Raw genomic sequence first — 24,274 nt, 5'->3', positions numbered from 1 at the left:
TGACGGGGGCTGCTCCTAGTACGAGAGGACCGGAGTGGACGAACCTCTGGTGTACCGGTTGTGACGCCAGTCGCATCGCCGGGTAGCTAAGTTCGGAAGAGATAAACGCTGAAAGCATCTAAGCGTGAAACTCGCCTGAAGATGAGACTTCCCTAGGGATTTAATCCCTCTGAAGAGACGTTCGAGACCAGGACGTTGATAGGTCGGGTGTGGAAGAGTGGTAACACTTGGAGCTAACCGATACTAATTGCTCGTGAGGCTTGACTCTATCATTTGAAGGACTTCGCACACAGAAGGTGTGCAAGGTAAATGATAAAGCTTACTGATGAGAATACAAGCATCACCAAGATTAAGGCTTTCTGATTTGACAGTTTAAAGTCTGGCGGCCATAGCGGGTTGGTCCCACGCCTTCCCATCCCGAACAGGACCGTGAAACGACCTAGCGCCGATGATAGTATGGATGCCCATGTGAAAGTAGGACACCGCCAGACACCCATTAAGAAGAACCCAGTAGACTATCTACTGGGTTCTTTGCTTTGTGCTAAATGGAAACGCAACTGGTTAAGACAAACCAGCGAACCCCTGCTGCCGTAGCGCTTCGTACAACACAATGGCCGCTGCGTTGGATAGATTCAATGAGCGGATATGGGAAGTCTGAGGGATACGCAGGCAGTGATCTGCTCTGGCCTGTGCGAACTCCTGCGGCAGGCCGGTCGTTTCCCGGCCAAAGAGGAAATAGATTGCTTGCCTGCTGTTGCTGTAGTCAAATTCTGTGTAATTGCGCGTGCCGTACGTCTCGATTAAATACACTTGTGCATTGGCTTGCGCTTCGGTCATTTCAATAAAAGCTTCTAGGCTTTCATGATAATGAATATCGACATAAGGCCAGTAATCAAGACCAGCACGTTTAAGCATACGGTCGTCTGTTGAAAAGCCAAGAGGGTGAATTAAATGCAAGCTGGTACCAGTACCAGCACAGGTGCGGGCAATGTTGCCTGTATTAGCAGGTATTTGAGGTTGATATAAAACTATGTTCAGGCTCATTTAAAAGAATCAATAAATAATATGACCCTTAGTTTATATCAGATAAGACAGATGTTGTATTGCTAAATAATAATTGGTTTGTATTTCTGTGATTGATGATATTATTTGACTGATTTCAATATCAATAGATAATCATCTGAAATAAAAATAGAAAAATGGAACAAACTAAATGATTAATGTAAATGGTATTAATATTAATTATAAAAAATCAGGAAGTGGGGAGGCTTTAATACTATTGCATGGGAACGGTGAAGATCACAGTATTTTTGCTCCACTGATTCAAAAATTTCACCATAATTATACCGTGTATGCAGTGGATAGCCGTAATCATGGTTTAAGTGAAAAAACTATTATCTATGATTATAAAGTGATGGCAGATGATATTTATGCATTGATTATGGCTTTGGCCATTGATCCGGTTAATATTATTGGCTTTAGTGATGGTGCAATTGTTTCTTTATTACTTGCTCTACACGATCAGTCTGTGATTTCCAGGATGGCATTATTAGGAGTGAATCTTTCGCCTGCGGATTTTAATGCTGAAACTCTTGAGTTTATGCAGCAGTACTATGAACAAACAGGTGATCCGTTATATAAAATGATGTTGGAGCAGCCACAGATTGATATATCTTCTCTGAAGGATGTCACTGTGCCAGCTTTTGTGATTGGGGCGGAAAATGATATTTATCATCCTGAGGTATTTAGCTCAATTGCTGAAGCTTTGCCCCATTCCAAATTAAAAATTGTGCCAGACCATGATCATGGTAGCTATATCATCAATAATGATTTATTGTATTCTGAACTTGCTGATTTTTTTAGTAATTCAGTATAAAGCCAATTTTATAAATGTGTTGTAGCATTCCTGTAAGTTAGTTTTATTGCGCCTTCATGCCAAATGATAACGTTTGGATGGATGTGACAAAAAATGGTAGAGCATGAAACGGTACATAATGAGTATAAATATTTATAAGATAAGAATAATTGCTTGGATTAACTTGGCAACCTAGTGAGAAATTTTCTACATGCTTGGGTATAAAACTGGGCGGTAATGAGCGTAGTAAAAGTCTATAATCATATAAAGCATGTTAGGAGTTGCAGGAAAACTTGCTGTATTTTGGATATAGGAGGAGCGAGAAAAATAAGGCTGTTGCATAAGAAAATTACCACTCCAGTTGAATAAATGCTTAAAAGAATAAAATTGTGTTTTCATGCGCAAATCATTTTGTCTATATGAATTCGTACGGTCATAAATTGATTAATTTTTCTTATGGGGCAAAAAAATAAATAATTTATCAGGTTTCTGTCTGCTAAATTATTTATTTTTTGGGTTTATGAATGTGATGTAGAACCATAAAAAAAACTAAAATATTCCATTCATTAATATTTAATAATTTTTTAAGAAGCCGCTTCGATGACCAGTAATTTTATTTCTCTCTAAACCATATTATGCATAATCTATTCTGGCAAGTTTGCAACTAAAGAGTCATTTTTGATAGTGAGTGCCACGGGTGATTGATGCCATCACAAAATCCGTTATGGTAGCAGTTAAATTACTGTTGGAGGAATGTTCATGTAGATCGTTTACACGAAACCCAGTGTGGATTTGAATGTTGGAGTACTTAAATGTTCCTAATTAAGACCTCATTGATTTGAAAGTGAGCTTTTTTATTTAAACCCTAAGCAGCTATCATCTGTGGCCTGATATTGTTCAGTCGACGAAATCTTTTTTGCTGTATTGAGGACGCAATGCTAATAAATGGTTTAATAGCTCTGTTTTAAATTGTTCTTTGTCAGGCTGGAAATACATTGGTGTGCCGATATTGACATCGATAAACAGGGGCAAGGGAATGCGATTTCCTTTTGCCATAATCTGTTCAGTACCTTGCAACCATACCGGAATAATTGGTACGTCAGGCATTGTGGCACTTAAATACCATAAACCTGATTTTAATGGCTGCATTTTTCCAGGTTCACCACGGGAGCCTTCTGGAAATAAAATCAGAATTTTGTTTTTGCGTAAGGCTTCTTCACAGCCTTGCAAGGGATTACCCTGACCGTTATTCTGGCGTGTAACCGGAATAATATTCAGTACATTGAGCGCAAACCATGCCATCCATTTATTGCTGAGAAAGTAATCTGCTGCTGCAGCTGGATGAATCTGACGCTGTTGCATGGGAGAATACAGTGACATTAATGCAAACACATCCATGTGGCTATTGTGATTGGCAACGAGAATAGCCGGCCCTTGTTTAGGCAGATTATGGTGCTGGTGGATACGTAAACCCAGCCATAAACGCATAACTGGCCATACGATGCATAGGGCAAATAATGGTTTGAGTAATGATTTCAGCATGGCTTAGTAGTAAAAGTATCGGACAAAATGAAAAAATACCGGAGCGGTAAAAATCAATGAATCAAGGCGGTCAAGAATGCCGCCATGCCCGGGAAGCAGTGTGCCACTGTCTTTGATACCGATATCACGTTTGATAGCTGACATCACAATGTCTCCACAAAAGCCACTGACACTGATAATCAATCCGGCCAGTATGGCCATACTCCAGTTCAAAGGGGTCAGTATAGGGCCTAATAACATGGCTGCTATAGTGGTGCTACCTATGCCGCCAAGCAAACCGGCCAGTGTTTTGTTCGGACTGACTTTAGGAGTAATTTTGATTTTTCCTAGCGATTTGCCCCACATATATTGGGTTATATCGTTGAATTCTGTCAGTCCAACGAGAAACAGAACTAATAAAGCTCCAGTTTGCTGCTTATCATTGGGTAATACCAGCAGACAGGCAACATGGCTGAAAGCAAATACAGTAGTCATTAATCCCCATTGCAGCTGAGAAACGGTACGCAAAAAATGTCTGGTATCGCCAGCAATAACCATACGAGCTGGTAAAAATAGAAACATATATACTGGTATGAATACGATAAACAATCCGTACCAGTCGATACCGATTAACCAGTAGTTAATCGGAATGGTAATAAACATCCATAATATGGGCATTCTGTCTGCATGGCGGGCGGGAACCAGAGTTAAATATTCTTTTAAAGCTATAAAGCTCACTAAAGCAAAAAAACTTAATCCAAGCCAGCAGGGGCTGATCAGTGCTAGTGAAAACAAAATAACAATTACCCACCATGTGCGGATACGCAGTGTGAGTTCGTGCCAATCTTTATTTTTTTGCAGGCAAACTAGTAGTCCGTTGATTATCGTTGCCAACAGTAAAAGGCTGAAGATAACCAATAGGGATTTTTGTAGCAGCATATTAACGCCCTCCGTGTATGGCGCTGCGACAACGGTTAATGCAAGTCCAAATCAATAAGAGGATAGAGGCACACCAGATGAAGTTATTCCAAATAGTTAAATTTGGCCAGATAGCTATCAGTAAAGACCAGCTACCAAAAATCAGCGCACGGTCACTTTTTCCCATCGGGCCAGCATAGCTGCGAATGCCGTTAATGGTTTGCGCGAGAATGCCACTGAATTCAGTTAAGGCTGCACAGAACAGCATAACCAGTACGGTGGCAGTATTGCTGTGTGGTAATAATATGAATGGTAAATACAGCGCAATATCAGATAATACATCGCCAAGCTCGTTTAATACCGCACCAAGCCGGCTTTGTTGGTTACATTCGCGTGCCAGCATACCATCCAGTGCATTCAACGCCATGCGGACAAACAAAGTAATCGGTAACAGCCAAAATAATTTGGGATAAGGAAACAGAGCGAGTATGGCACCTATTAAGACTGAAAGGCCGATAGCAGTTAGCGTAATGTGGTTGGCTGTAATGCCTTTTCTGTACAGCCAAAACATTAGTGGACGTAGCAATTTTTGAAAAGCCGGTTTGATGCTATAGAGAGTCATGCTTGTGCAGATAAGTTTTGTAATCTTTATATTATAAAATGTATTTAAATTTAATGTTATGTTGTTTTAAGAATTGAATTTGCCTTCAGGCTGATAAAAAATGGTGCTACGATTCTGTATCGTGGCAAATAGCAATAAAATAGATAACCGGTAATACTTGTAAAGTATTACCGGTTATCTTCAGAAAAAAAGTATTATCAGGCAGCTTATTCAGCCTGTGGCATTACCCACATTTGGTTCTGATTGTATTTCTGCATAAATTGTTTAAATTCATCTGACTGATAAGCTGCTTTTAAATCTTTTGCCCATTGTGTGTCTTTGTTTTTTTCATTGATGGTGACCACCATTTCCATTTCTGGAATCACCTTTTCACGCAGAACAGCTTTTTTCGGATCCAGTTTGGATTGATAGGCAATGCCCCCTGAGGCGAACCCGAAGTCCACTTCATTTAATGTGCGCGGAATCATAACTGAATCAATTTCTTTGATTTTTAGTAGTTTAGGATTGCTGGCAATGTCTCGTGTGGTTGCGAGTATTGGATTGGTGTTGGGTTTTAACTGAACTAAGTGGTTGTCGGTCAGAATACGTAACGCACGTGAGGTATTAGCCGGATCGCTTGGAATCAGTACGCTGGCACCGTTGGGTGCCTGCTGGATGGAAGTGTATTTATTTGAATAAATGGCAGCTGGTACGGTTGGAATGTGCACTAGCGGATATAAATGTGTGCCTTTTTCACGGTTGAAAACATTCAGATAGGCAGTATGCTGATCCAGATTGAAATCAACCTGTCCATTATTTACAGATTGATTATTCACTTCCAGCGTGGAAAAATTCAAGGTTTTAATCTTATAACCCTGTTTTTCCAGAATTGGCTTAACGCCTTGCTCAAAGATGGTGGTGTAGGGCATGGCGGATGCACCGAACACGAGTTCTTTTTTAGTAGCCGTTGCGGCGGATGCGTTATCCTGTTGTGTTTTGGAGCAGGCTATTAAGCCTGTGGCTACCAGACAGGTTATAACAAGATAAATAATTTTGTTCATGATGGACCTGCTGAAATTTAATATGGAATATCAGTATATAATTGGAATTACGTTGCGAATATACTGATTTTAAATAACTTTACTACTAAATAGAATAAGTGTTTATGCCATTTGCTTTTGTCTGACTAGTTATGCTCACAGATTTAGAAAAAAACGCGATACGCGAACATTACCAGAATATCGCCAAAAGTCTGCCTAATTTCCGGCCACGTCAGGCACAGCGGGAGATGGTGGCCGCGATTGCCAATGCATTTTCACGCACTCAAGAGCAGGAGGATGGTGGAGAACCACCACAGCGCAATGGAGAATCAATTGTGGTGGTGGAGGGGCCTACAGGTGTAGGCAAAAGTCTGGCCTACCTGTTGGCCGGCGGTATTATGGCGCAGACCCGCGGCAAAATTCTGGTGGTCAGCAGTGCTACTGTGGCTTTACAGGAGCAGCTAGTAGGGCGTGATTTACCCTTTGTGGTCAGACACAGTGGTCTGAATCTCAGCTTTGCACTCGCCAAAGGGCGTGGTCGCTATTTGTGTCCCTATAAACTGTATCAATTAACCCAATTAAACGCACAGGATAGTTTACAAGGGTTCGAACCACAGCAGGCGTTGTGGGACCGGAAACCTAAAAGTGAGGAGCTGGCGGTATTACGTGATATGGCCGACCAGTTTGCTGACCGTACTTTTAATGGAGATCGAGATACGTGGCCGCAACAGATTGATGATGGTCTGTGGCAGAAAGTTACCAATGACCGCCACGGCTGTTTGAAAGCTGGTTGTCCCAATCGACCGGAGTGTCCGTTTTTTTTGGCGCGAGAAACGCTGGAAACTGTAAATGTGGTGGTGGCTAACCATGATTTATTGTTGGCTGATATCGGCATGGGCGGTGGCGTTATTTTGCCATCACCTTCCAATAGCTTTTATTGTATAGATGAGGCGCACCATTTGCCACACAAAGCTTTGCAGCAGTTTGCGGCTGAACACAGCTTGAATCAAGCATTATGGTTTTTAGAACGCACTGGTAATGTTGTGGATAAAGTAGCTGGTGTGCTGGATAAAAGTGAACTTGCTGTAATGGCTACAGAGGCAGCCTCGGCTTTGCAGGAAAATTTGCAGGAATGGATGATGCATTTGGCTGATGAACCCAGCCTGGCGGCACAAGATGGCCATGATGAAAGTAGCTGGTTGTGGCCGGATGGCGTCATCCCAGCTACATTGAAAATATTGGTTGATAATACCGCTTTGGCCGCACGCATGCTGCTTAAACACATCAATAGTCTGAATGAGGCTCTATCGGCCGCACGACGTGATAAAAATCAGGACAGCAGTTTGCTTGACCGGCTTAGCGGTGATCTGGGTATGTTGCTGGCGCGTATAGAGCAAGTGGTTGATGTTTGGGATTTACTCGCAACTGAAAATGTTGAAGGGGAAGCACCACTGGCTAAATGGATTACCCGAACGAGTAAAGATAAAGTTGATTACAGTTTTAATGCTTCTCCGATTACCAGTGCCGGCAAGCTGGCCAGTGGTCTATGGCGACGTGCGGCAGGCGCTTTACTGACCTCGGCAACGTTACGCTCGTTGGGTACTTTTGATTTGCTTCTAAAACAAACTGGCCTTAATTGGTTAACAGATACCACTATGCTGGCACTAGATAGCCCGTTTCATTTTGCCGAGCAAGGGGAGCTGTATATACCTGCACTGACTGCCAGTCCGAAAGATGCAGCTGCTCATACCGGCGAAATTGTACAGTGGCTTCCAAAACTGATTAATGAAAACGAAGCCATTGGAACGTTGGTTCTGTTTTCTTCCCGCCGGCAGATGCAAGAAGTGGCATTGAAATTACCCGACAGCCATTTACCTTTGTTACTGGTGCAGGGAGAACTACCTAAGCAAGTTCTCTTGCAGCGCCATCATCAGGCCATTACCGATGGAAAACCCAGCATTATATTTGGACTCGACAGTTTTGCTGAAGGGTTGGATTTACCGGGTGAAATGTGTGTACAGGTGATCATTGCTAAGTTGCCCTTTGCGATGCCGGATAATCCGATTGAAAAAACCCGTAATCAATGGATAGAAGCTCGTGGCGGCAATCCTTTTATGGAAATTACCGTGCCTGAAGCCAGCATTAAGCTGATACAGGCCGTTGGACGGCTGATTCGTACCGAAACAGATTATGGCCGTGTAACTATTCTGGATAACCGTATTCTGACAGCGCGCTATGGCAAGCAATTACTGGCATGTTTGCCGCCCTTCAGGCGCATTGGTTAGACAGGCTGGCAAGCGTGAAAAGCACAGCCTGCCTATGTTACTGAGGATAGAGAGATTGTTGTATGACCAAGCTTAGCAATTGACAATCACTTGATTAATCTTTAATATTAGAAGCTTTCGTATATTTATCTGGATTAGCTCCTATGAAAACCTTTTCAGCTAAGCCGCATGAGGTGAAGCGCGATTGGTATGTGGTTGATGCTCAAGACAAAGTTCTGGGTCGTCTGGCTGCTGAAATCGCTCGCCGTCTGCGTGGCAAACATAAGCCAGAATACACGCCACATGTTGATACTGGCGATTACATCATTGTAATCAATGCTGACAAACTGCGTGTAACTGGTCAGAAACAGACTGACAAAAAATACTATCGCCACTCAGGCTTCCCGGGTGGTATCTACGAGCGTACTTTTGCAGAAATGCAAAACCAGTTCCCTGGCCGTGCGCTGGAAAAAGCCGTTAAAGGTATGTTGCCTAAAGGTCCGTTGGGCTACGCTATGATTAAAAAACTGAAAGTATATGCAACTTCAGAACATGGCCATGCTGCTCAACAACCTAAAGTTTTGGAAATCTAAGGACACGCAATGAACGGTAAATATTACTACGGCACGGGTCGCCGCAAAAGTTCAGTGGCTCGTGTTTTCCTGCAAAAAGGTAGCGGTCAGATTATTGTTAATGGCCGTCCGCTGGATGAATTCTTTGGTCGTGAAACCGGCCGCATGATTGTACGTCAGCCATTAGTGTTGACCGAAAATCTGGAATCTTTCGACATTAAAGTAAACGTTGTAGGCGGCGGTGAAACCGGCCAGTCTGGTGCGATTCGTCACGGTATTACCCGTGCATTGATTGACTACGATGCAGCGCTGAAACCAACTCTGTCTGCTGCTGGTCTGGTTACTCGTGATGCACGTGAAGTTGAACGTAAAAAATTCGGTCTGCGCAAAGCACGCCGTGCGAAACAGTTCTCAAAACGTTAATCTGTATTGCCACTGCCAACACAGTTTACAAATATAAAAAAAGAGCCATACGGCTCTTTTTTTATATTTGTAAAGGTAAAATATAAAATATTTATAATCAAAATTTTAATATAAAAATTTTAATTTTCATAATAAGAAGTATGTAATTTAAAAACATATGAAGAATATTTAAGACTACCAAAAATGTTTTAAAACCGGCTTTAATCTGGGTAGGGTATCAGCCGTGTTAAGCTAATATTTTTTGTTATTTTTTTGTCAAATTTGGCAGTAGAAATTTTATATACTTCAAAATAAAATATAAATTATTATTTTTTCTTAGCCGGCTCGTTGAATTCAAGTACTAGTTGAGGTTGTTGATCATATTTTTTATTAAACAAATAATCAAATTGTTCTTTAGATTCAGAAACCGACATGAGAGTGGTTACTTCAGTTATTTGTTTTTTTAAATGCTCTCTTCCGATTTCAGCTGTCAATGATTGATGCCACTTATATTTCCAATTACCGTTAGCTGTCTTACCAACATTTTCTTTTACTTTTTCTACTACACCTTTAGGTAATTGATCATAAATATATTTTGTAGTCAATTTTCCTATAAAAGATGGCTTGTTTTTAATATATTTTGGAATAAATGGTAAGCTCCAAAGCCTAAAAATTTCTTTATAAAATTCATCTGTAAAAGTTAGCTGCCACTTTAATATTTCCTCTGATACATAAGCATTGAGAATTTTACTTAGTTCAAATCTTTCTCGCTCATACTGATATCCAGTTGCTTCATCGATTAGTCCAACTATTCCAACACGAGCAAATGCTCTAATAAGTATTTCACATTGGTTTGCTATTATTATTTGTCTGGGTGATAAAGGTATATGCTTTCTTGCTTCAAGAAATGCTTCACAAATATCAGCTAAGATTGTGGCTTCATATCCATTTATTTTTTGATGGGTTCCCTTTATACATTCAATTGGATCAAAATAATTTTTTGGTTTATTATTATAAATGTACGGCCTAAGCGATTTTTGCGTTAAATATCTTTGTAAACGTGTTCCAGAGTTTTGTTTTCCTTCTTCAGCTTCTTCAACCATTTTGAGGCATTCTTGCATTTTTCTTGCAGACAATATGCGTGTACCATCTTCTAAAATATAACAAGGAATGACTGTTTCACCTAAAATAATTTCACCTTCATAAATAATTTTTCTGATGTTCATATATTTACCTTATATTTTTTATTGGGTTAGATTTATCAATTATAATCATCAACAACATTATTTTCGTTCTTAAGCCTCTTTAACTATTTTGAGACATTCTCGCATTCTTTTTGCTGATAATGTGCGTGTATCATCTTTTAAAAGAAAACAGGAATAAGTGTTTCACCTAAAATAATGTCATTTTCATAAATAATTTTTCTGCTGTTCATGTATTTACCTTATTTTCTTTAAATTCTTGAATAAACTCATCAACAACTTTATTTTGTTTTAGTATGTTTTGTTTTGTCAATATATTTAATTGATATATATGATCAATTTCAATATATTTTTTCAATACTAAATTTGAATATTCGAAAATTTTAATTTATATATTGATTAAGGTTACATCTTATTGCGTCTTTTATAACGGTTGTAACCAAACAGATACTGTGTCGGAAAACGTTTAACCCACTCTTCGACATTGTTATTGATGATTTGTGCATCATGTTCTCTGTTGCCGGTGAGTGTGCCATTAAGTGGGGCGATGTGCAGGGCAAAGCCGCGGCCATAGGGTAGGCGTTCGCCGCAAAAGAATAGGGCTGTTACATTAGGCATGATGGCGAGCCGTGAAGCCAGTGTCATGGTATAGGCAGGCCGGTCGAAAAAGTTGGCCCAGACGCCTTCACCTTCTCCAGGCACCTGATCAGGCAAGATGATGGTGGCTTCTTTGTTTTTTAATGCCCGTACTACTTGTTTCACGCCTTGCATGTTGGCTGGTGCGGTATAGCCGTTGTCACGCACGCGGCCGTTATTCATGATGCTTTCCAGCCAGCTTAATTTGGGTGGCCGGTACATGGCAGTGAGAGGGAATGGCAGTTTTTCACTCAAGTAGCGGCCGGCAAGGTCGTAATTGCCTAGATGCGGGGTAATAAGGAGCAGCCCGTGTTTATTTGCGATGGCTTCTTCAATGTGTTCCCAGCCATGCACTTCTTTGAACAGGGATACGATGTGGTTGCTGGAGCGGGTCCATGCGATGGACAGCTCTAATCCGCTCTTGGCAGTTTCAGCAAAAATGGATTTGACTAGTTTTTCTGCTTGTTGGTCGTTGGCAGCAATTTTGCTAAAATGCAGATTTTTGGTTGTGCGTTTTCGTTCACTGGTGGCGAAGTAAAAGCCAAGGCGCCCCAGTATTGAGCCGATGCCCTGTAAAACTGGCAAGGGGATTAACGCCAATAAGGAAAATACGAAATAAACCAGCTTTTGCATCTGTTCTGTATCTCAAATCAAAATTTGGGCGACATTGTAACAAAAGCATCTATAACTGCCCATAAAGCAATATTAGCATCAGAAAGTATCCGCCAATTATGAGTGAATTTCTGTTTACTTCTGAGTCGGTTTCGGAAGGACATCCGGATAAAGTTGCCGACCAGATATCCGATTCTATTTTAGACGCTATCCTGACGCAGGATCCTTCAGCACGCGTAGCTGCTGAAACGTTGGTTAATACCGGTTTGTGTGTGCTGGCCGGTGAGGTGTCCACACGCGCACATATTAATTATATTCAGGTTGCCCGCGATACGATTAAACGTATCGGTTACAATTCTTCTGAGCTGGGCTTTGATGCCAGTGGCTGTGCAGTCATGGTTTGTTATGATGAGCAGTCGCCTGATATTGCGCAGGGTGTGAATGAGGGTGAGGGGTTGGATCTGGATATGGGTGCCGGTGATCAGGGGCTGATGTTTGGTTATGCCTGTGATGAAACGCCGACGCTGATGCCGTTTGCGATTTATTATGCACATCGTCTCATGCAGCGCCAGAGTGAAGTACGTAAAAGCGGTGAACTGCCGTGGCTCCGTCCGGATGCAAAGGCGCAGCTGACTTGTGTATATGATAGTGATACCGGTAAGGTGAAGCGCATTGATACGGTGGTACTCTCTACACAGCATGATCCCGAAATCGGGCGTGAAGAACTGGTTGAGGCGGTGAAAGAACTGATTATTAAGCCGGTATTGCCTGCTGAAATGCTAACTGAAGATACTCAGTATCTGATTAATCCGACCGGACGTTTTGTGATTGGTGGGCCGCAGGGCGACTGTGGATTAACTGGACGCAAAATTATTGTGGACACATACGGCGGTGCTGCGCCGCATGGAGGTGGCGCATTTTCGGGTAAGGATCCCACCAAGGTAGACCGTTCTGCTGCTTATGCTTGCCGTTATGTGGCGAAAAATATTGTGGCTGCCGGTCTGGCTAGCCAGTGTCAAATTCAGATTTCCTATGCTATCGGTATTGCGCAACCGACTTCGATTGCAATCGATACTTTCGGTACCGGTAAGATTGAGGAAAGTCGGCTTATTGAGATTGTGCAACAGCATTTTGATTTGCGTCCGAAAGGAATTATTAAAATGCTGGATTTACAGCGTCCTATTTATGCTAAAACAGCAGCATATGGCCATTTTGGACGTGAAGAGCCGGAATTTACTTGGGAGCGTACGGATAAAGCTCAGTTGTTGCGTGAGGCTGCGGGTATCTGATTTAGATGGGTTGATACAAACAGGTTGCTTTTAAGCAGCCTGTTTTTTGTTGTATGCAGCTGATGAGGATATTTGTATAAAAGAGAAAAATAATGCTTAAAGCAGGCTGACGATTGGTCGTGAAATGAGCTGAAGTGACAGTTTGTGTGCGTATTGGTGGTTGGTTTGCTAAGAAAACGAGAGTTTTGTACATAGTGTATGGTGCAATTTTGATGCCGGCTGGTGTGAAAGGTTGTTGACACTAGCCAGAAAAAGCCGGTATCTGGTTAATACGGCGTAAAAAATTTCAAAAACTCTAAATATTTAATCTGTTATTAAATATAATTATGGTCTTAACGATTTAGGGTTGTTTGGGGTGATTGTTTTTTATTTTGTTTAGGAAACACTTATCCGATTGATGTCTGTAGCGGTTTATTAATAAGTTGTATTTGCGAATTGGATAATTTTATTCGGGCTGCTGTTTGGTGTGGTTGAATAGCTTGATGTTTCTTTTCTGCAACGATACAGCTGCCGGCTAATGGTTTTGGGTAGTGTTGTCTGGTGGTTCAGTTTGTTGAGCTACTGATTATGCTGATGTACCGGATAATAACGTTGGTATGGGATGGGTGGTGTAAATTAATTTTGTAGCATGCAGATTGATAAGCAAAAAATTTTAAAAATTTGATGCTTTAGTGACTATTTTGGGGTTGGAATATTCTCTGCCAAACTATAAGCTCCATTTATAATAAGTGATAAATTTATTATAATGGCTTATTTTATGGACTTTGAGGTGCTCTGAAATGGGTTTTTCTCTTCCTGCTGCCGAACTGGAAGCTACTTTGGGGGTGCTGGCAGTGAAAATGCCGAGCATGAATGTTCAGCTGGTGATGCTAAGCCGTCTGGTGCGTTTGGTGCATGCGACGATTCACAATCAGCTGAATGAGCGTTTGCATAAACACCATTTGTCCGAAAGCTTGTGGCATGCGCTGCTGGCTGTGTATGCGCGGCCAAATCATGAGATTTTACCTTCGGAACTAAGTAATATTCTTAATCTCACCCGTACTAGTGCTACGCGTTTATCTGATGATCTTGTTGTGAATGGCTGGGCTACTCGTTCAACTCACCCTTTAGATCGACGCAAAATTACGCTGAAATTAACCAAGGCTGGTGAGGATTTGATTCAGCGTGTCAGTCCGGAAACCAATGAGGTGCACCGGAGGGTATGGTCAGCCTTGAGTGAACCAGAATATGAACAATTGCAGCAGCTTTTAACAAAGTTATTAACTGCTGCTTAACTTTTTGCTGAGATTTGCATGAAATTAACTGTATCTGCGCGCCGATTGCGTCAGTTATCTCTTGTCAGCCCGCTGGCTTTGCTGTTGTTGTCTGCCTGTGCCAATTTTGGACGCCAGCCTGAATTACAAAGTCCGCAGGATGCAGCCCAGCTGCATTTGCCAGCCGGTCAAACCATACAGTCAAAGCAGAGCTGGTGGCTTGGTCTGAATCAGCCGTTATTGAATCAGTTGATGGATATGGGTCTTACTAGTGCGCCGGATTTACGTATTGCCGCTGCTCGTTTTGCTGAGGCTGAAGCGCAATGGCGTGGAACCAAAGGGGAGGCTGGTGTACAGGTAGCTTTGCAGGCTAATGGTGTGGCCGCTTACCTAAATCCGAAACCAGATTCAAACAGAGCGGGTGATGACCCGAATCATGTGTTTAGCAATGAAATGGCTGCGCTGGCAGTTAATTATACTTTTGATTTTTGGGGTAAGCAGCGTAATTTGATTAAGTCAGCACTAGGTGCGCGTGTGGCTGCTGCTTATCAGCAAGAGCAGGCACGGTTGCTATTAAGCCAAAGTATTGTGTCGCAATATACGCAATGGCAGTTGTTGCAAGAGCAGGCTAATGTGTTGCAAAAGCGTATTGCGGTGAATCAAGCGTTGCAGAAACTGGTGGCGAATCGGATTCGTGCTGGTCTGCAACCAGCTAGTGATGAATATGCTGTGTCGCAAAATGTACTGGCTATGCAAAGCGCTTTGCGCCAGACGCAGGCGGATATCGAACGTGCCCGGCACAGTATGGCAGCGCTGATAGGTGTTTCACCTGCTCAGATGCCAGCGGTGGTGCCGCAGCCGCTGGGGAAAGTGCCAGAAGTGGCGGTAAATGGTTTACATGCCGATATTCTGGGGCAGCGACCGGATATTGCGGCGCAACGAGCTTTACTGCAATCGGATTATTTTGGAATTAAAGCGGCACAAGCAGCGTTTTATCCGAATATAGAAATCCAAGGACTGGCAGGTTTGGCGCATGTTGATGCGTTTGACTTGGTGCATTCTTCTTCACGCATGCTGGGTATTGTGCCGGCTATTTCGTTGCCGATATTTACGTCAGGCAGTTTGCAGGCTGCTTTGGCTGGTAAACGTTCTGCTTACAATGAGCAGGTGGCGCAATACGATAAAACGGTGCTGACGGCTTTGCAGCAGGCAGCCGATGCTGTCAGTGACTATCAGCGTAGTTCTGAAGCCTTGCCTTTACAGCAGCAGGCGTGGCAGGTGGCGCAGAAAAATGCTGTATCCAGCAGTAGACGCCATGCAGCTGGTCTGGAGAATGCGCTTACCAAGTTGCAACGCGAGGATGCAGCTTTAAGTGCACAGGCAGATTTAGCAAAAACCGCTGCGTGGCGGCAGCAGAGCTGGAATAACCTGCATGCTGCGCTTGGTGGTGGTTTTAAAATTCCTGCAAGTGGCAATAATCAGTAACTGAGTGTTAATTTCCTATTTTCTTGAGCTATTGACGTATGAGTGAACAAAAGCAAACCAATGAGGCAGTGACTACCTCTCAACCGGCGGTACAACCGCAGTCAGAACGTGTGCCCGCCGGCCGCAAGCGTAAGCTGGTGTTGCTGACGGTGGTATTTGTGCTGATTGCGCTGGGCTTTCTGCTGATGTATCTGCTGGTATGGCAGCATGAGGAATCCACTGATGATGCATATGTGAATGGCCATCTGGTGCAGATTACGCCGCAAATTACCGGCACGGTGCAAAAGGTAAACGTGGATGATACCCAGACTGTTAAGGCAGGACAGGTGTTGGTAGAGTTGGATAACAGTGATATGCAGCTGGCGTTTGAGCGGGCGCATGATGAGCTGATTAATGCGATTCGTCAGAATCAGCAGCAGACGGCTCAGTCTCATCAGGCCAGTGCACAGGTGGCGGCACAACAGGCTCAGTTAAAACGTTTGCAAGCTGATTTACAGCGGCGCCAGAGTCTGGCTGGTACCGATGCAATTTCTGCGGAAGAATTAAGCCATGCACGTGATGCGGTAGTGGAAGCGCAGGCAAACCTGAAGGCCATGCAGGGGCAGGAAAATGCAGCTAAAGCTGTGCTTGGCCACAATGTGCCGCTGCGTCAGCAGCCAGCTGTGATGACCGCGGTTAGTCATCTGAAAAGTGCATGGCTGGATCTACAGCGTACGCAAATCAAGGCTCCGGTGGATGGACAGGTAGCAAAACGCAATGTGCAGGTAGGCCAGAAAGTGGCAACTGGTGCGGCGCTGATGGCGGTGGTGCCACTGAATAATGTCTGGGTAGATGCGAACTTTAAGGAAAGCCAGCTGGCGAAAATACGTATTGGTCAGCCGGTGGAAATTAAAGCGGATGTGTATGGCAGTAAAGTGACTTATCACGGTAAGGTGGCTGGTCTGTCTGCCGGTACTGGTGCTGCGTTTTCCCTTTTACCGGCGCAGAATGCGACTGGTAACTGGATTAAGGTTGTACAACGTGTGCCGGTGCGGATTGCGCTGGAACCTAAAGAGCTGGCTGAGCATCCGTTGCGGGTAGGTCTGTCTATGGATGTAGAAGTGAATACGCGTAATCAGGATGGTCAGGATTTAACTGCTGCTACGGCGATTCCTACTAATGGCAATATGGCTGCGATTGATTGGACGCCAATCAATAATATGATAGAGCAAATTTTTGCCCAGTACGCGCCCTAATTCTGTTCTGCCTAATTATGATCCGATTGCTGCTGGCGCAGGGTGATTGCTCTCTTGCCAGTGGCGGTTGCCGCGATGGTGATTTGGCTTGATTTTATTTTAATTTCAGAAGCTTTCTCTGGTGAGTAGGAATATTTGTGCTCATGAAGCATGAAATGAGCTGACGCTACACCGAGAAGGTTTTTGTATTAAGGCTTTGCTTGAATGACGCATTCTCCCTTGAAAGGTCCGGCTCTTGCTCTGGTTACGGTGGCGCTGTCACTAGCCGTATTTATGCAGGTACTGGATTCCACTATCGCCAATGTGGCTTTGCCCACCATTACTGGTAATTTGGGTGCAGCCAATAGTCAGGGTACGTGGGTAATTACGGCGTTTGCCGTGGCCAATGCTATTTCGGTACCACTCACAGGCTGGCTGGCGCGACGCTTTGGTGAAGTAAAAGTATTTGTGGTGGCGACACTGTCGTTTGTGCTTGCCTCTTTTTTATGTGGTATTGCGCCTAGTTTGGCCTTGCTGGTGTTTTTCCGCGTGGTGCAGGGTGCAGTGGCTGGGCCGATGATTCCGCTGTCACAAAGTCTGCTGATGGCTGCCTATCCGCCGGAAAAACGCCCAATGGCGTTGGCGATGTGGTCGATGGTGATTATTGTGGCGCCGATTTTTGGGCCGATTCTTGGCGGTATCATCAGTGACAACTGGCATTGGGGCTGGATTTTCTTTATTAATGTACCAATTGGTTTGGTGGCTGCCGGTATTTCCTGGCAGATGCTCAAAAAACGTGAAACCGAAACTGAGCACCAGCCTATTGACCGTATGGGTCTGTCGCTAATGGTAGTGGGTGTGGGTGCATTGCAGATGATGCTTGACCGTGGTCATGAGCTAGACTGGTTTTCATCCAATGAAATCATTACGCTTGCGGTAATTGCGGTAGTGTGCCTGAGCTACTTTATTATCTGGGAATGGTATGCCAAGTATCCGATTGTAGACTTGCGCTTGTTTAAGGACCGTAATTTTACTGTAGGGGTAATTACGCTCAGTACTGCCTATATGACGTATATGGGGGCGATTGTGCTCTTGCCGATGCTGTTGCAGATGCAGCTAGGATATACCGCAACATGGGCAGGGCTGGCCACGGCGCCGATTGGTATCTTCCCAGTATTGCTGTCGCCGCTAATTGGTAAGTTTGGCAATCGGCTGGATATGCGGGTATTGGTGACCATCAGTTTCACCGTTTACGCCATCTGTTTCTTCTGGCGGACTAATTTTAATGCCGGTATGAGTTTTATGGATGTATTCTGGCCGCAGTTTGTGCAGGGTATTGGAATGGCGATGTTCTTTATGCCGTTAACCCAAATCACTTTGTCGAATATGTCTGGTTCGCAGATTGCCAGTGCTTCCAGTATTTCTAATTTTGTGCGAATTTTAGCCGGCGGTATTGGTACGTCGATGGTTAATGTATTGTGGGATAAACGCGAAGCATTACACCATACACAATTGGTAGAAAATATTCATCCTTATAACAGTACTATGAATGAGTCGATTCAGGGGATGAATCAGCTGGGTATGAGTGGGGTGCAGCCATTAGGCTCAATCGAGCAGACTATTGGTCAGCAGTCGCATATTATGGGTGCCAATGATTTATTCTGGCTGTATGGCATGACATTTTTAGTTCTGATTGTGCTGGTGTGGTTTGCTAAACCGCCATTTGGCAGTGGCGGAGGTGGCGGAGCTCATTAAGCTAGCTTGGGTTATCTGATACGGCCTGTGTATTTGCGATACAGGCCGTGTTTTTATGAACCGGTTTTGTTTTGCTGTGAGTGATAAGAAAAAGGGCTTAGATACAACTGTGAATGTAAATTGACGGCAGCTTGTGTACAATAGACGGCGTTTAATGCTGGGCTGGTTGAAAAACCAGTAGGTAATATTGTAATGATGATGAAACTGGCTTTTGCTTTTTTATATGTGCTGCAGTTGCTGCCATTAGGGGCGATTCATGCGCTGGCACGCTGTGTGGGCTGGCTGAGTTATTATGCGGTTGCTCCTCGGCGGCGAATTGGTTTGATTAATCTGCGCCACTGTTTTCCCGAATGGACGGAACAGCAGCGACGTAAAGTATTGCGCGAACATTTCTATCATATGTCTATGCTGCTGCTGGAATACGGGCTGTACTGGTATGGTGATGCCGCGCGTTTAAAAAAATTGGTGCGCTATCAAGACAAACATTATCTTGATGAAGCGCTGGCCGCCGGTGAAAAAGTAATTTTACTCTATCCGCACTTTACTGCGTTTGAAGCGGCGGTGTATGCGCTCAACCAAGATGTGCCTTTAATCAGTGTGTATTCACATCAGAAAAATAAACAGATGGATGAGCAGATTCTCAAGGGACGCCATCGCTATAATAATGTGTTTCTGATAGGGCGCACTGAAGGACTGCGTGCGATTATTAAAAAAATCAAAAGCAGTAGTGCACCGTTTTTATATTTGCCCGATCAGGATTTCGGACGAAGAGAATCGATTTTTGTAAACTTTTTCGGTATTCCCACAGCGACGATTGCTGGGCTGAGCCGTATCGCAGCTTTAACCAATGCTAAAGTGGTTCCAGCAATTCCGACACGGGAATCAGATGGCAAGGTTACCTTGCGGTTTTATCCGCAATGGGATAATTTCCCCAGTAAAGATATAGTGGCCGATACGCAACGAATGAATGATTTTATCGAAGCACGAGTACGAGAGCAGCCGCCACAATATTACTGGCTGCATAAAAGGTTTAAAACCCGCCCCGAGGGTGAAGCGTCGTTTTACCAAAAAATTCACAAATAAAATCCGACCATCTGTTGTGGCGGATAATTGGTTAAAATAAAACAGCTGCCTGAGCTTGGCTCGGGCAGCTGTTTTTGTATTCATAAGCCAGACAAAGCAACAGACTGGCCGATGTAGGCATTATCATGTAACGCTTTTAGCATGAAGTGCGCCACATCGGCACGGGCTATGCGGCCACTGCCTGCTGGTATGCCCTGTGCTGCCTCAGTATATTTTCCGGTAAGGGTATCGTGAGTTAGGCCAAGTGGGCGTACGATGGTTGCGTCTAAACCGGCCGCCTGAATTTGCGCTATGGCGGCACGATGGTCAGCCAGCGGATGGCGTAAAAACTCCATTGCGGCCTGTCCACGTTCACCTTCCAGTTCATTGTCTACGCCGGCGGAGGCACAATAAACGATGCGTTTAATGCCATGCTGTTGCATTTGTGGGGTGATATTGCTCAGCATACGTTCCAAATCATTGCCTGGCTTTATGCCTTGGTTGGTGTTAAGCGCCGAGGCCACTGCGTCGTAATGGCTGTTGTTTGTAAACAATGCTGCCACATTGGCTTTCTCAAACACGTCACAAAGACGAATATGTAATTTAGGGTGTTGGATATTAAGTTTCTTCTGCGAACGAACTGCTGCTGTCACTTCATCACCATTTGACAGTGCCTGTTCGACCAAAGCTTTGCCCACGCCGCCGCTGGCACCGAAAATCAAAATATGCATTAATGTTCTCCCGAAAATTAAAAATCAGTTTAATAAACCGATGTTAGTAAAATAATCTTGATAAACCTGTGCTTTGCGCTCTAGTGCGAGTGGATAAGCTCGCGAAGAAGAAGGCAGTCTGGAAAGGGTTAGCTGCCGTCCGTTTAGTATGGTTTCACTGGGATGGCCGATAGTTGGTATCGGAGTTCCTGCCGGGAGCAGTTGCAATAAAGTGGCGGTGGCTTTGTCGCCTGTGGTCATTATGTGCCGACAGTCTGGAATCTGTACCAGTAATGCCGCTAAATCCACTGGTGTTACCACTTCGAGAAATTTATCCGCGGCATTGTTATGCAGGCGCTTGATTTGATAGGCTGTATCGTTGATGGCAATGCCACGTTGGGTAAGAAAAGCTCGAATTAAAGGCTCATTGAAGCCTTTTAGATCATTACTAAGAAAATAATTTTTATTCTGAAAGAACACCAGCCCGAATATGCGCCACATATCATTTTGCAGATTCGGATAGTAAAAATCCATTTTCCAACGTGTGGCCGGTGGCGGAAAGGACCCCAACATTAGAAGCTTTGCATTGGCTGGCAGAAACGGTGCTAGTGGATGGGTTTCAATAATAATTTCAGTCATAAATTCCAGTTGTGTCATTGTGCATGCTAACAACGGCCAAATAGACAAGCTACCATATGTGCCTGTTCCTCCGTATAGCCGTCCTGACCCAGTCGCGCTGCCATGACCCACTCGTTGCTAAAGCCCTGTAGGCTACTGTACTCATGCCACAGACGCTGCTGCTCGGCCTGATTGCCATGTTTAATTGCCAGTTGCAGGCGTTGTTGGATATTTTCCGGTATTGTATCGCTCATCATTACCTCCGTATGCTTCAGATTGCTCGTCCTTGACTTTCGTAGCGACGGTGAAACCACAATAGGCAGGCACAGCCGATTAAAGTTAACGGTACCCCGAGCAGTGCCGGATACTGATAACCCCATTGATGGCTGATGGCCACGCCGCCACTGTATGAACCAATGGCATTGCCAAGATTAAACGCCATCTGTACGCTGGCTGCACCCAGTAGCGCACCACCGGGCGAAAAGCGCAGCAATAGGAGCTGTTGTGGTGCTGATACTGCAAACAGACAGAATGTGCATACACACATCAGTGTGGCCGACAGCCAGCCGACAGAAGAACACACAAAAATCAGTAACAATGACACTGCGGCCAGCCCTTGCAAACTGGCAGCTACCTGGCCGGGGGTATAGCGATCCGCTAGACGGCCGCCACACCAGTTTCCTGCTACCATACCGGCACCAGCCAGTACCATTAGTAGGCTGACCTGATTGCCATTGAAACCGGATACCTGTGTTAATAAGGGACGGATATAGCTGAACCAGCAAAAAATGCCGCCATTACCAAAGGTGGTAGCCGCCAAAATCAACCATGGTGCGGCTGATTTCAGGAAACGGAATTGCCCTAGAATGCCGGTATCAGGTAGCCGTTCCATCTGCGGAATAAAACGCTGTAAGGTGAAAATCAGCACAATTGCCACCACGGCTACCAAAGCAAATACCAGCCGCCAGCTTAAATGCAGACTTAGCCACGTGCCTACTGGTACGCCAAGTAGATTGGCTACCGTCATGCCCGCAATCATCATCGCTACAGCCTGCGCGGAACGGCCAGGTGGCGCCAGTTTAGTGGCAACAATCGAGCCGATACCAAAGTATGCTCCATGCGGTAGGCCGGAAATAAAACGCGCTACGAGCAGTGTGTTATAGCCGGGTGCAATGGATGCCAGCAGATTGCCGATGGCAATCAGTACCGACAGTGACAGCAAAATAGTTTTCGGCGGTAGGCGGTAACTTAATACCAACAGCCATGCACCGCAGCATACGCCGATCGCATAAGCAGCGATAAAATGCCCGCCCTGTGCAATGCTGATATGCAAAGTAGCAGCTACATCCGGCAAAATACCCATCATACTGAATTCTGCCATGCCCAGCGCAAAGGTACCTAATGACAGCGAAAGTAAACTTTTTAGTAGCATAATTATCTACAGCCATTGTCTGTTCAGCTAAAGTACAAGTTTAGACGTAGGCTGCCTACTTGTCACTTTCCATGCTTTATTACGGGATCATCTGTCTGAATAAATTATGAACTACAATCTTAGCTGCGTGGTGCCATCAAAATCATGGCAGCGCCGAGGAGGCATACCAGTGCACCGCTAATGTCCCATTTATCTGGTATGGATTTTTCTACTATCCATGACCACAGCAGTGATGAACAGATGTAGATACCACCATATACTGCATAGGCACGGCCGGCAATATTGCTTTCTACCAAAGTGAGCAGCCATGCAAATAGCAGCAGCGATAACGTGCCCGGTAATGTCCACCATGCAGACTTACCCATACGTTGCCATGCCCAGAAAGAAAAACAGCCACTGATTTCAGCAATAGCGGCGAGAAAAAAATAAATAAAGGTTTTCATTGCTACACCAAAATTAAATTAATTGTTCCAGATACTATCAATATTCGTTAAGAATAATCTATGAAAATAAAACCGCCAATATTTTCCATTATTGACAAAGATATTATGTCAATATGTTTATGCTTTGTGGGCGCGTTTAGGCTAAATACAGTTAATGCTTCTGTTAAGGTTGCCGGTGAGTGTGGTGACTAGTGCTCGTGTTTGGACAATTGCTGATGATCAAGCAGTGGTTTGCAGATGATTTTGATGTTTGTATCGAAATTAGTGGGTGTAGGCTAACAATCATAGTTGATGGAGGCCAGTTCATAAATACTGAATATTTGTACTTTCTATCCGCTGGTTCGATGAAACATACCGGACAGAGGCGTTTTGCAATCATGCAGGTGATGTTGTTATTGTGATGCTGGTAGTCTGATATTTGATAGCGTTGTTAATGGCTGCTCCCTTCGTAAAGCAAACTAATCTGCCGAAAAGTATTGAAAGCATACTTATGGAACAATTCTTTGAAGATTGATTTATTGATAATTCATTTTTTCAATTAATGCTTGATGGTTGATATTAGCTATATACTGCTAAATGGAATACAATTGATTAAGATGTAAATAAATCATGCAGGAGAATATACATGCAAAAAGAAATCCGGCAGTTTTCTACGATTAATGCTTTGATGGCAGGCTTGTTCGATGGGGTATTTGCGGTTGGGGATGTAAAAAAATATGGCGATTTTGGTCTGGGTTGTTCGCACGCGTTAGCAGGTGAGGTAATTATTGATCAGGATTTTCTGGAGGCTGATGGCGATAAAGCGGTAAAGGTGATGGGCGATAAGGAGCTGCTGCCATTTGTGCAGGTTACCACGTTTCAACCAGACAAGGTGGTAGATGTGGTGGATATCTGTAAAGACAATCTATATACCCATCTCTCCAACTATTTGCCAATGGATAATGTGTTTGTGGCAGTGAGAATCAATGCCCGTTTTGATGAACTGAAAATCCGCCGCCCACATGCGCAGCAGAAACCCTATCCGTCAGTCGTTAAAGTGTTTGAGCAACAGGTGGTGGATACAGTGGAGGCCGTTAGCGGTTCGCTGATTGGGTTCTGGACGCCGGATTTTTTCAAGGAGCTGTCGGTAGCTGGCTTCCATCTGCATTTTATTGATACCACACGCAAGTTAGGTGGACATGTAATTGATTTTCGTGCTGCCAAAGCGGAGCTGGCGTTTGAACGTAAGCAGTCAATAGAAATTGCATTGCCCCAGAGAGAGGAGTATCTGCGTAAAAACCTAAATATGGACGATTTAAATCAGGTGATTAAGCAAGTAGAAAATTAGCTCGGACGTGCTACACTGTTTTTTCGTTATCCAATCAATTATAGGGGAGAGGCGGTGCTAGTG

The 24,274-nt window shown here is 44.0% G+C and carries 23 protein-coding genes and 2 rRNA genes; 13 read left to right on the top strand and 12 right to left on the bottom strand.

Features of this window, described 5'->3' with window-relative positions; genetic code table 11:
- Positions 1-268: ribosomal RNA gene (locus tag BHC43_RS00200) — 23S ribosomal RNA — on the top strand; the annotation flags it as partial.
- Positions 269-378: 110 nt separating this feature from the next.
- Positions 379-491, top strand: a 5S ribosomal RNA gene (rrf, locus tag BHC43_RS00195).
- Positions 492-561: 70 nt separating this feature from the next.
- Here rrf and trmL read toward each other — a convergent pair.
- Positions 562-1,044 carry a tRNA (uridine(34)/cytosine(34)/5-carboxymethylaminomethyluridine(34)-2'-O)-methyltransferase TrmL gene (trmL, locus tag BHC43_RS00190; RefSeq protein WP_100156116.1) on the bottom strand — a complete coding sequence of 161 codons (483 nt, stop codon included), beginning with the start codon at positions 1,042-1,044 and terminating at the stop codon, positions 562-564.
- A gap of 169 nt (positions 1,045-1,213) precedes the next feature.
- On the opposite strand from trmL, the gene BHC43_RS00185 reads away from it, so the two are divergent.
- Positions 1,214-1,876: an alpha/beta fold hydrolase gene (locus BHC43_RS00185; protein ID WP_100156115.1), complete on the top strand. Its 663-nt coding sequence runs from the start codon at positions 1,214-1,216 to the stop codon at positions 1,874-1,876.
- Positions 1,877-2,752: 876 nt separating this feature from the next.
- Here BHC43_RS00185 and BHC43_RS00180 read toward each other — a convergent pair.
- The 4 genes from BHC43_RS00180 to BHC43_RS00165 all read right to left on the bottom strand — a co-directional run bounded on the left by BHC43_RS00180 (position 2,753) and on the right by BHC43_RS00165 (position 5,956).
- Entirely contained in the window at positions 2,753-3,397 is a 645-nt protein-coding gene (locus BHC43_RS00180) for a lysophospholipid acyltransferase family protein (protein WP_100156114.1), read from the bottom strand.
- A 3-nt stretch (positions 3,398-3,400) separates the two neighbouring features.
- A complete protein-coding gene (locus BHC43_RS00175) occupies positions 3,401-4,315 on the bottom strand; it encodes a phosphatidate cytidylyltransferase (RefSeq protein WP_100156113.1) in 915 nt (304 codons plus the stop codon).
- A gap of 1 nt (position 4,316) precedes the next feature.
- Complete coding sequence (locus BHC43_RS00170; RefSeq protein ID WP_100156112.1) at positions 4,317-4,916, bottom strand: CDP-alcohol phosphatidyltransferase family protein; 600 nt, start codon at positions 4,914-4,916, stop codon at positions 4,317-4,319.
- A gap of 206 nt (positions 4,917-5,122) precedes the next feature.
- Entirely contained in the window at positions 5,123-5,956 is an 834-nt protein-coding gene (locus BHC43_RS00165; RefSeq protein ID WP_100156111.1) for a MetQ/NlpA family ABC transporter substrate-binding protein, read from the bottom strand.
- A 131-nt stretch (positions 5,957-6,087) separates the two neighbouring features.
- On the opposite strand from BHC43_RS00165, the gene dinG reads away from it, so the two are divergent.
- The 3 genes from dinG (at position 6,088) to rpsI (ending at position 9,194) form a co-directional block, all read left to right on the top strand.
- A complete protein-coding gene (gene dinG / locus BHC43_RS00160) occupies positions 6,088-8,220 on the top strand; it encodes an ATP-dependent DNA helicase DinG (RefSeq protein ID WP_100156110.1) in 2,133 nt (710 codons plus the stop codon).
- Positions 8,221-8,363: 143 nt separating this feature from the next.
- Positions 8,364-8,792, top strand: coding sequence for a 50S ribosomal protein L13 (rplM, locus tag BHC43_RS00155; RefSeq protein WP_100140892.1), 429 nt, complete (start codon positions 8,364-8,366; stop codon positions 8,790-8,792).
- Between the two features lie 9 nt (positions 8,793-8,801).
- Positions 8,802-9,194, top strand: a complete 393-nt coding sequence (gene rpsI, locus BHC43_RS00150) for a 30S ribosomal protein S9 (RefSeq protein WP_100140893.1) — start codon at positions 8,802-8,804, stop codon at positions 9,192-9,194.
- Between the two features lie 305 nt (positions 9,195-9,499).
- Here rpsI and BHC43_RS00145 read toward each other — a convergent pair whose 3' ends face one another.
- The gene (locus BHC43_RS00145) at positions 9,500-10,399 is read right to left on the bottom strand and encodes a P63C domain-containing protein (protein ID WP_100156109.1); all 900 of its coding nucleotides are present in this window, start codon (positions 10,397-10,399) and stop codon (positions 9,500-9,502) included.
- A 381-nt stretch (positions 10,400-10,780) separates the two neighbouring features.
- A complete protein-coding gene (locus BHC43_RS00140; protein WP_100156108.1) occupies positions 10,781-11,644 on the bottom strand; it encodes a lysophospholipid acyltransferase family protein in 864 nt (287 codons plus the stop codon).
- Between the two features lie 98 nt (positions 11,645-11,742).
- Here BHC43_RS00140 and metK point away from each other — a divergent pair, with 98 nt between their 5' ends.
- From metK to BHC43_RS00110, 6 genes are all read left to right on the top strand, one after another.
- Positions 11,743-12,912 (top strand): methionine adenosyltransferase, encoded by a 1,170-nt coding sequence (gene metK, locus BHC43_RS00135; RefSeq protein WP_100156107.1) that lies wholly within the window; start codon positions 11,743-11,745, stop codon positions 12,910-12,912.
- A gap of 779 nt (positions 12,913-13,691) precedes the next feature.
- Positions 13,692-14,186 (top strand): MarR family winged helix-turn-helix transcriptional regulator, encoded by a 495-nt coding sequence (locus BHC43_RS00130; RefSeq protein WP_100140896.1) that lies wholly within the window; start codon positions 13,692-13,694, stop codon positions 14,184-14,186.
- An 18-nt stretch (positions 14,187-14,204) separates the two neighbouring features.
- Positions 14,205-15,650 (top strand): efflux transporter outer membrane subunit, encoded by a 1,446-nt coding sequence (locus BHC43_RS00125; RefSeq protein ID WP_100156106.1) that lies wholly within the window; start codon positions 14,205-14,207, stop codon positions 15,648-15,650.
- A gap of 38 nt (positions 15,651-15,688) precedes the next feature.
- Positions 15,689-16,885 (top strand): efflux RND transporter periplasmic adaptor subunit, encoded by a 1,197-nt coding sequence (locus BHC43_RS00120; protein WP_100156105.1) that lies wholly within the window; start codon positions 15,689-15,691, stop codon positions 16,883-16,885.
- Between the two features lie 204 nt (positions 16,886-17,089).
- Complete coding sequence (locus tag BHC43_RS00115; RefSeq protein WP_100140899.1) at positions 17,090-18,619, top strand: DHA2 family efflux MFS transporter permease subunit; 1,530 nt, start codon at positions 17,090-17,092, stop codon at positions 18,617-18,619.
- A 198-nt stretch (positions 18,620-18,817) separates the two neighbouring features.
- A complete protein-coding gene (locus BHC43_RS00110) occupies positions 18,818-19,702 on the top strand; it encodes a lipid A biosynthesis lauroyl acyltransferase (protein ID WP_100156118.1) in 885 nt (294 codons plus the stop codon).
- Between the two features lie 80 nt (positions 19,703-19,782).
- Here BHC43_RS00110 and BHC43_RS00105 read toward each other — a convergent pair whose 3' ends face one another.
- The 5 genes from BHC43_RS00105 to BHC43_RS00085 all read right to left on the bottom strand — a co-directional run bounded on the left by BHC43_RS00105 (position 19,783) and on the right by BHC43_RS00085 (position 22,884).
- Positions 19,783-20,412, bottom strand: a complete 630-nt coding sequence (locus BHC43_RS00105; protein ID WP_100156104.1) for an NAD(P)-dependent oxidoreductase — start codon at positions 20,410-20,412, stop codon at positions 19,783-19,785.
- A 24-nt stretch (positions 20,413-20,436) separates the two neighbouring features.
- Complete coding sequence (locus tag BHC43_RS00100; RefSeq protein WP_100140920.1) at positions 20,437-21,030, bottom strand: uracil-DNA glycosylase family protein; 594 nt, start codon at positions 21,028-21,030, stop codon at positions 20,437-20,439.
- A 26-nt stretch (positions 21,031-21,056) separates the two neighbouring features.
- A complete protein-coding gene (locus BHC43_RS00095) occupies positions 21,057-21,266 on the bottom strand; it encodes a cyanate hydratase (protein ID WP_218966434.1) in 210 nt (69 codons plus the stop codon).
- 14 nt (positions 21,267-21,280) lie between these two features.
- On the bottom strand, positions 21,281-22,441 hold the full coding sequence (locus BHC43_RS00090) for an MFS transporter (protein WP_100156103.1): 1,161 nt from the start codon (positions 22,439-22,441) through the stop codon (positions 21,281-21,283).
- Positions 22,442-22,560: 119 nt separating this feature from the next.
- Entirely contained in the window at positions 22,561-22,884 is a 324-nt protein-coding gene (locus BHC43_RS00085; RefSeq protein ID WP_100151619.1) for a YnfA family protein, read from the bottom strand.
- Positions 22,885-23,509: 625 nt separating this feature from the next.
- Here BHC43_RS00085 and budA point away from each other — a divergent pair.
- Complete coding sequence (budA, locus tag BHC43_RS00075) at positions 23,510-24,211, top strand: acetolactate decarboxylase (RefSeq protein ID WP_100156102.1); 702 nt, start codon at positions 23,510-23,512, stop codon at positions 24,209-24,211.
- Positions 24,212-24,274: the final 63 nt, after the last annotated feature.

The organism is Snodgrassella alvi (assembly GCF_002777855.1).
Lineage (GTDB): Bacteria > Pseudomonadota > Gammaproteobacteria > Burkholderiales > Neisseriaceae > Snodgrassella > Snodgrassella alvi_E.
The sequence above is the reverse complement of the archived record's forward strand: the minus strand, read 5'-3'. Positions and strand labels throughout refer to the sequence as shown.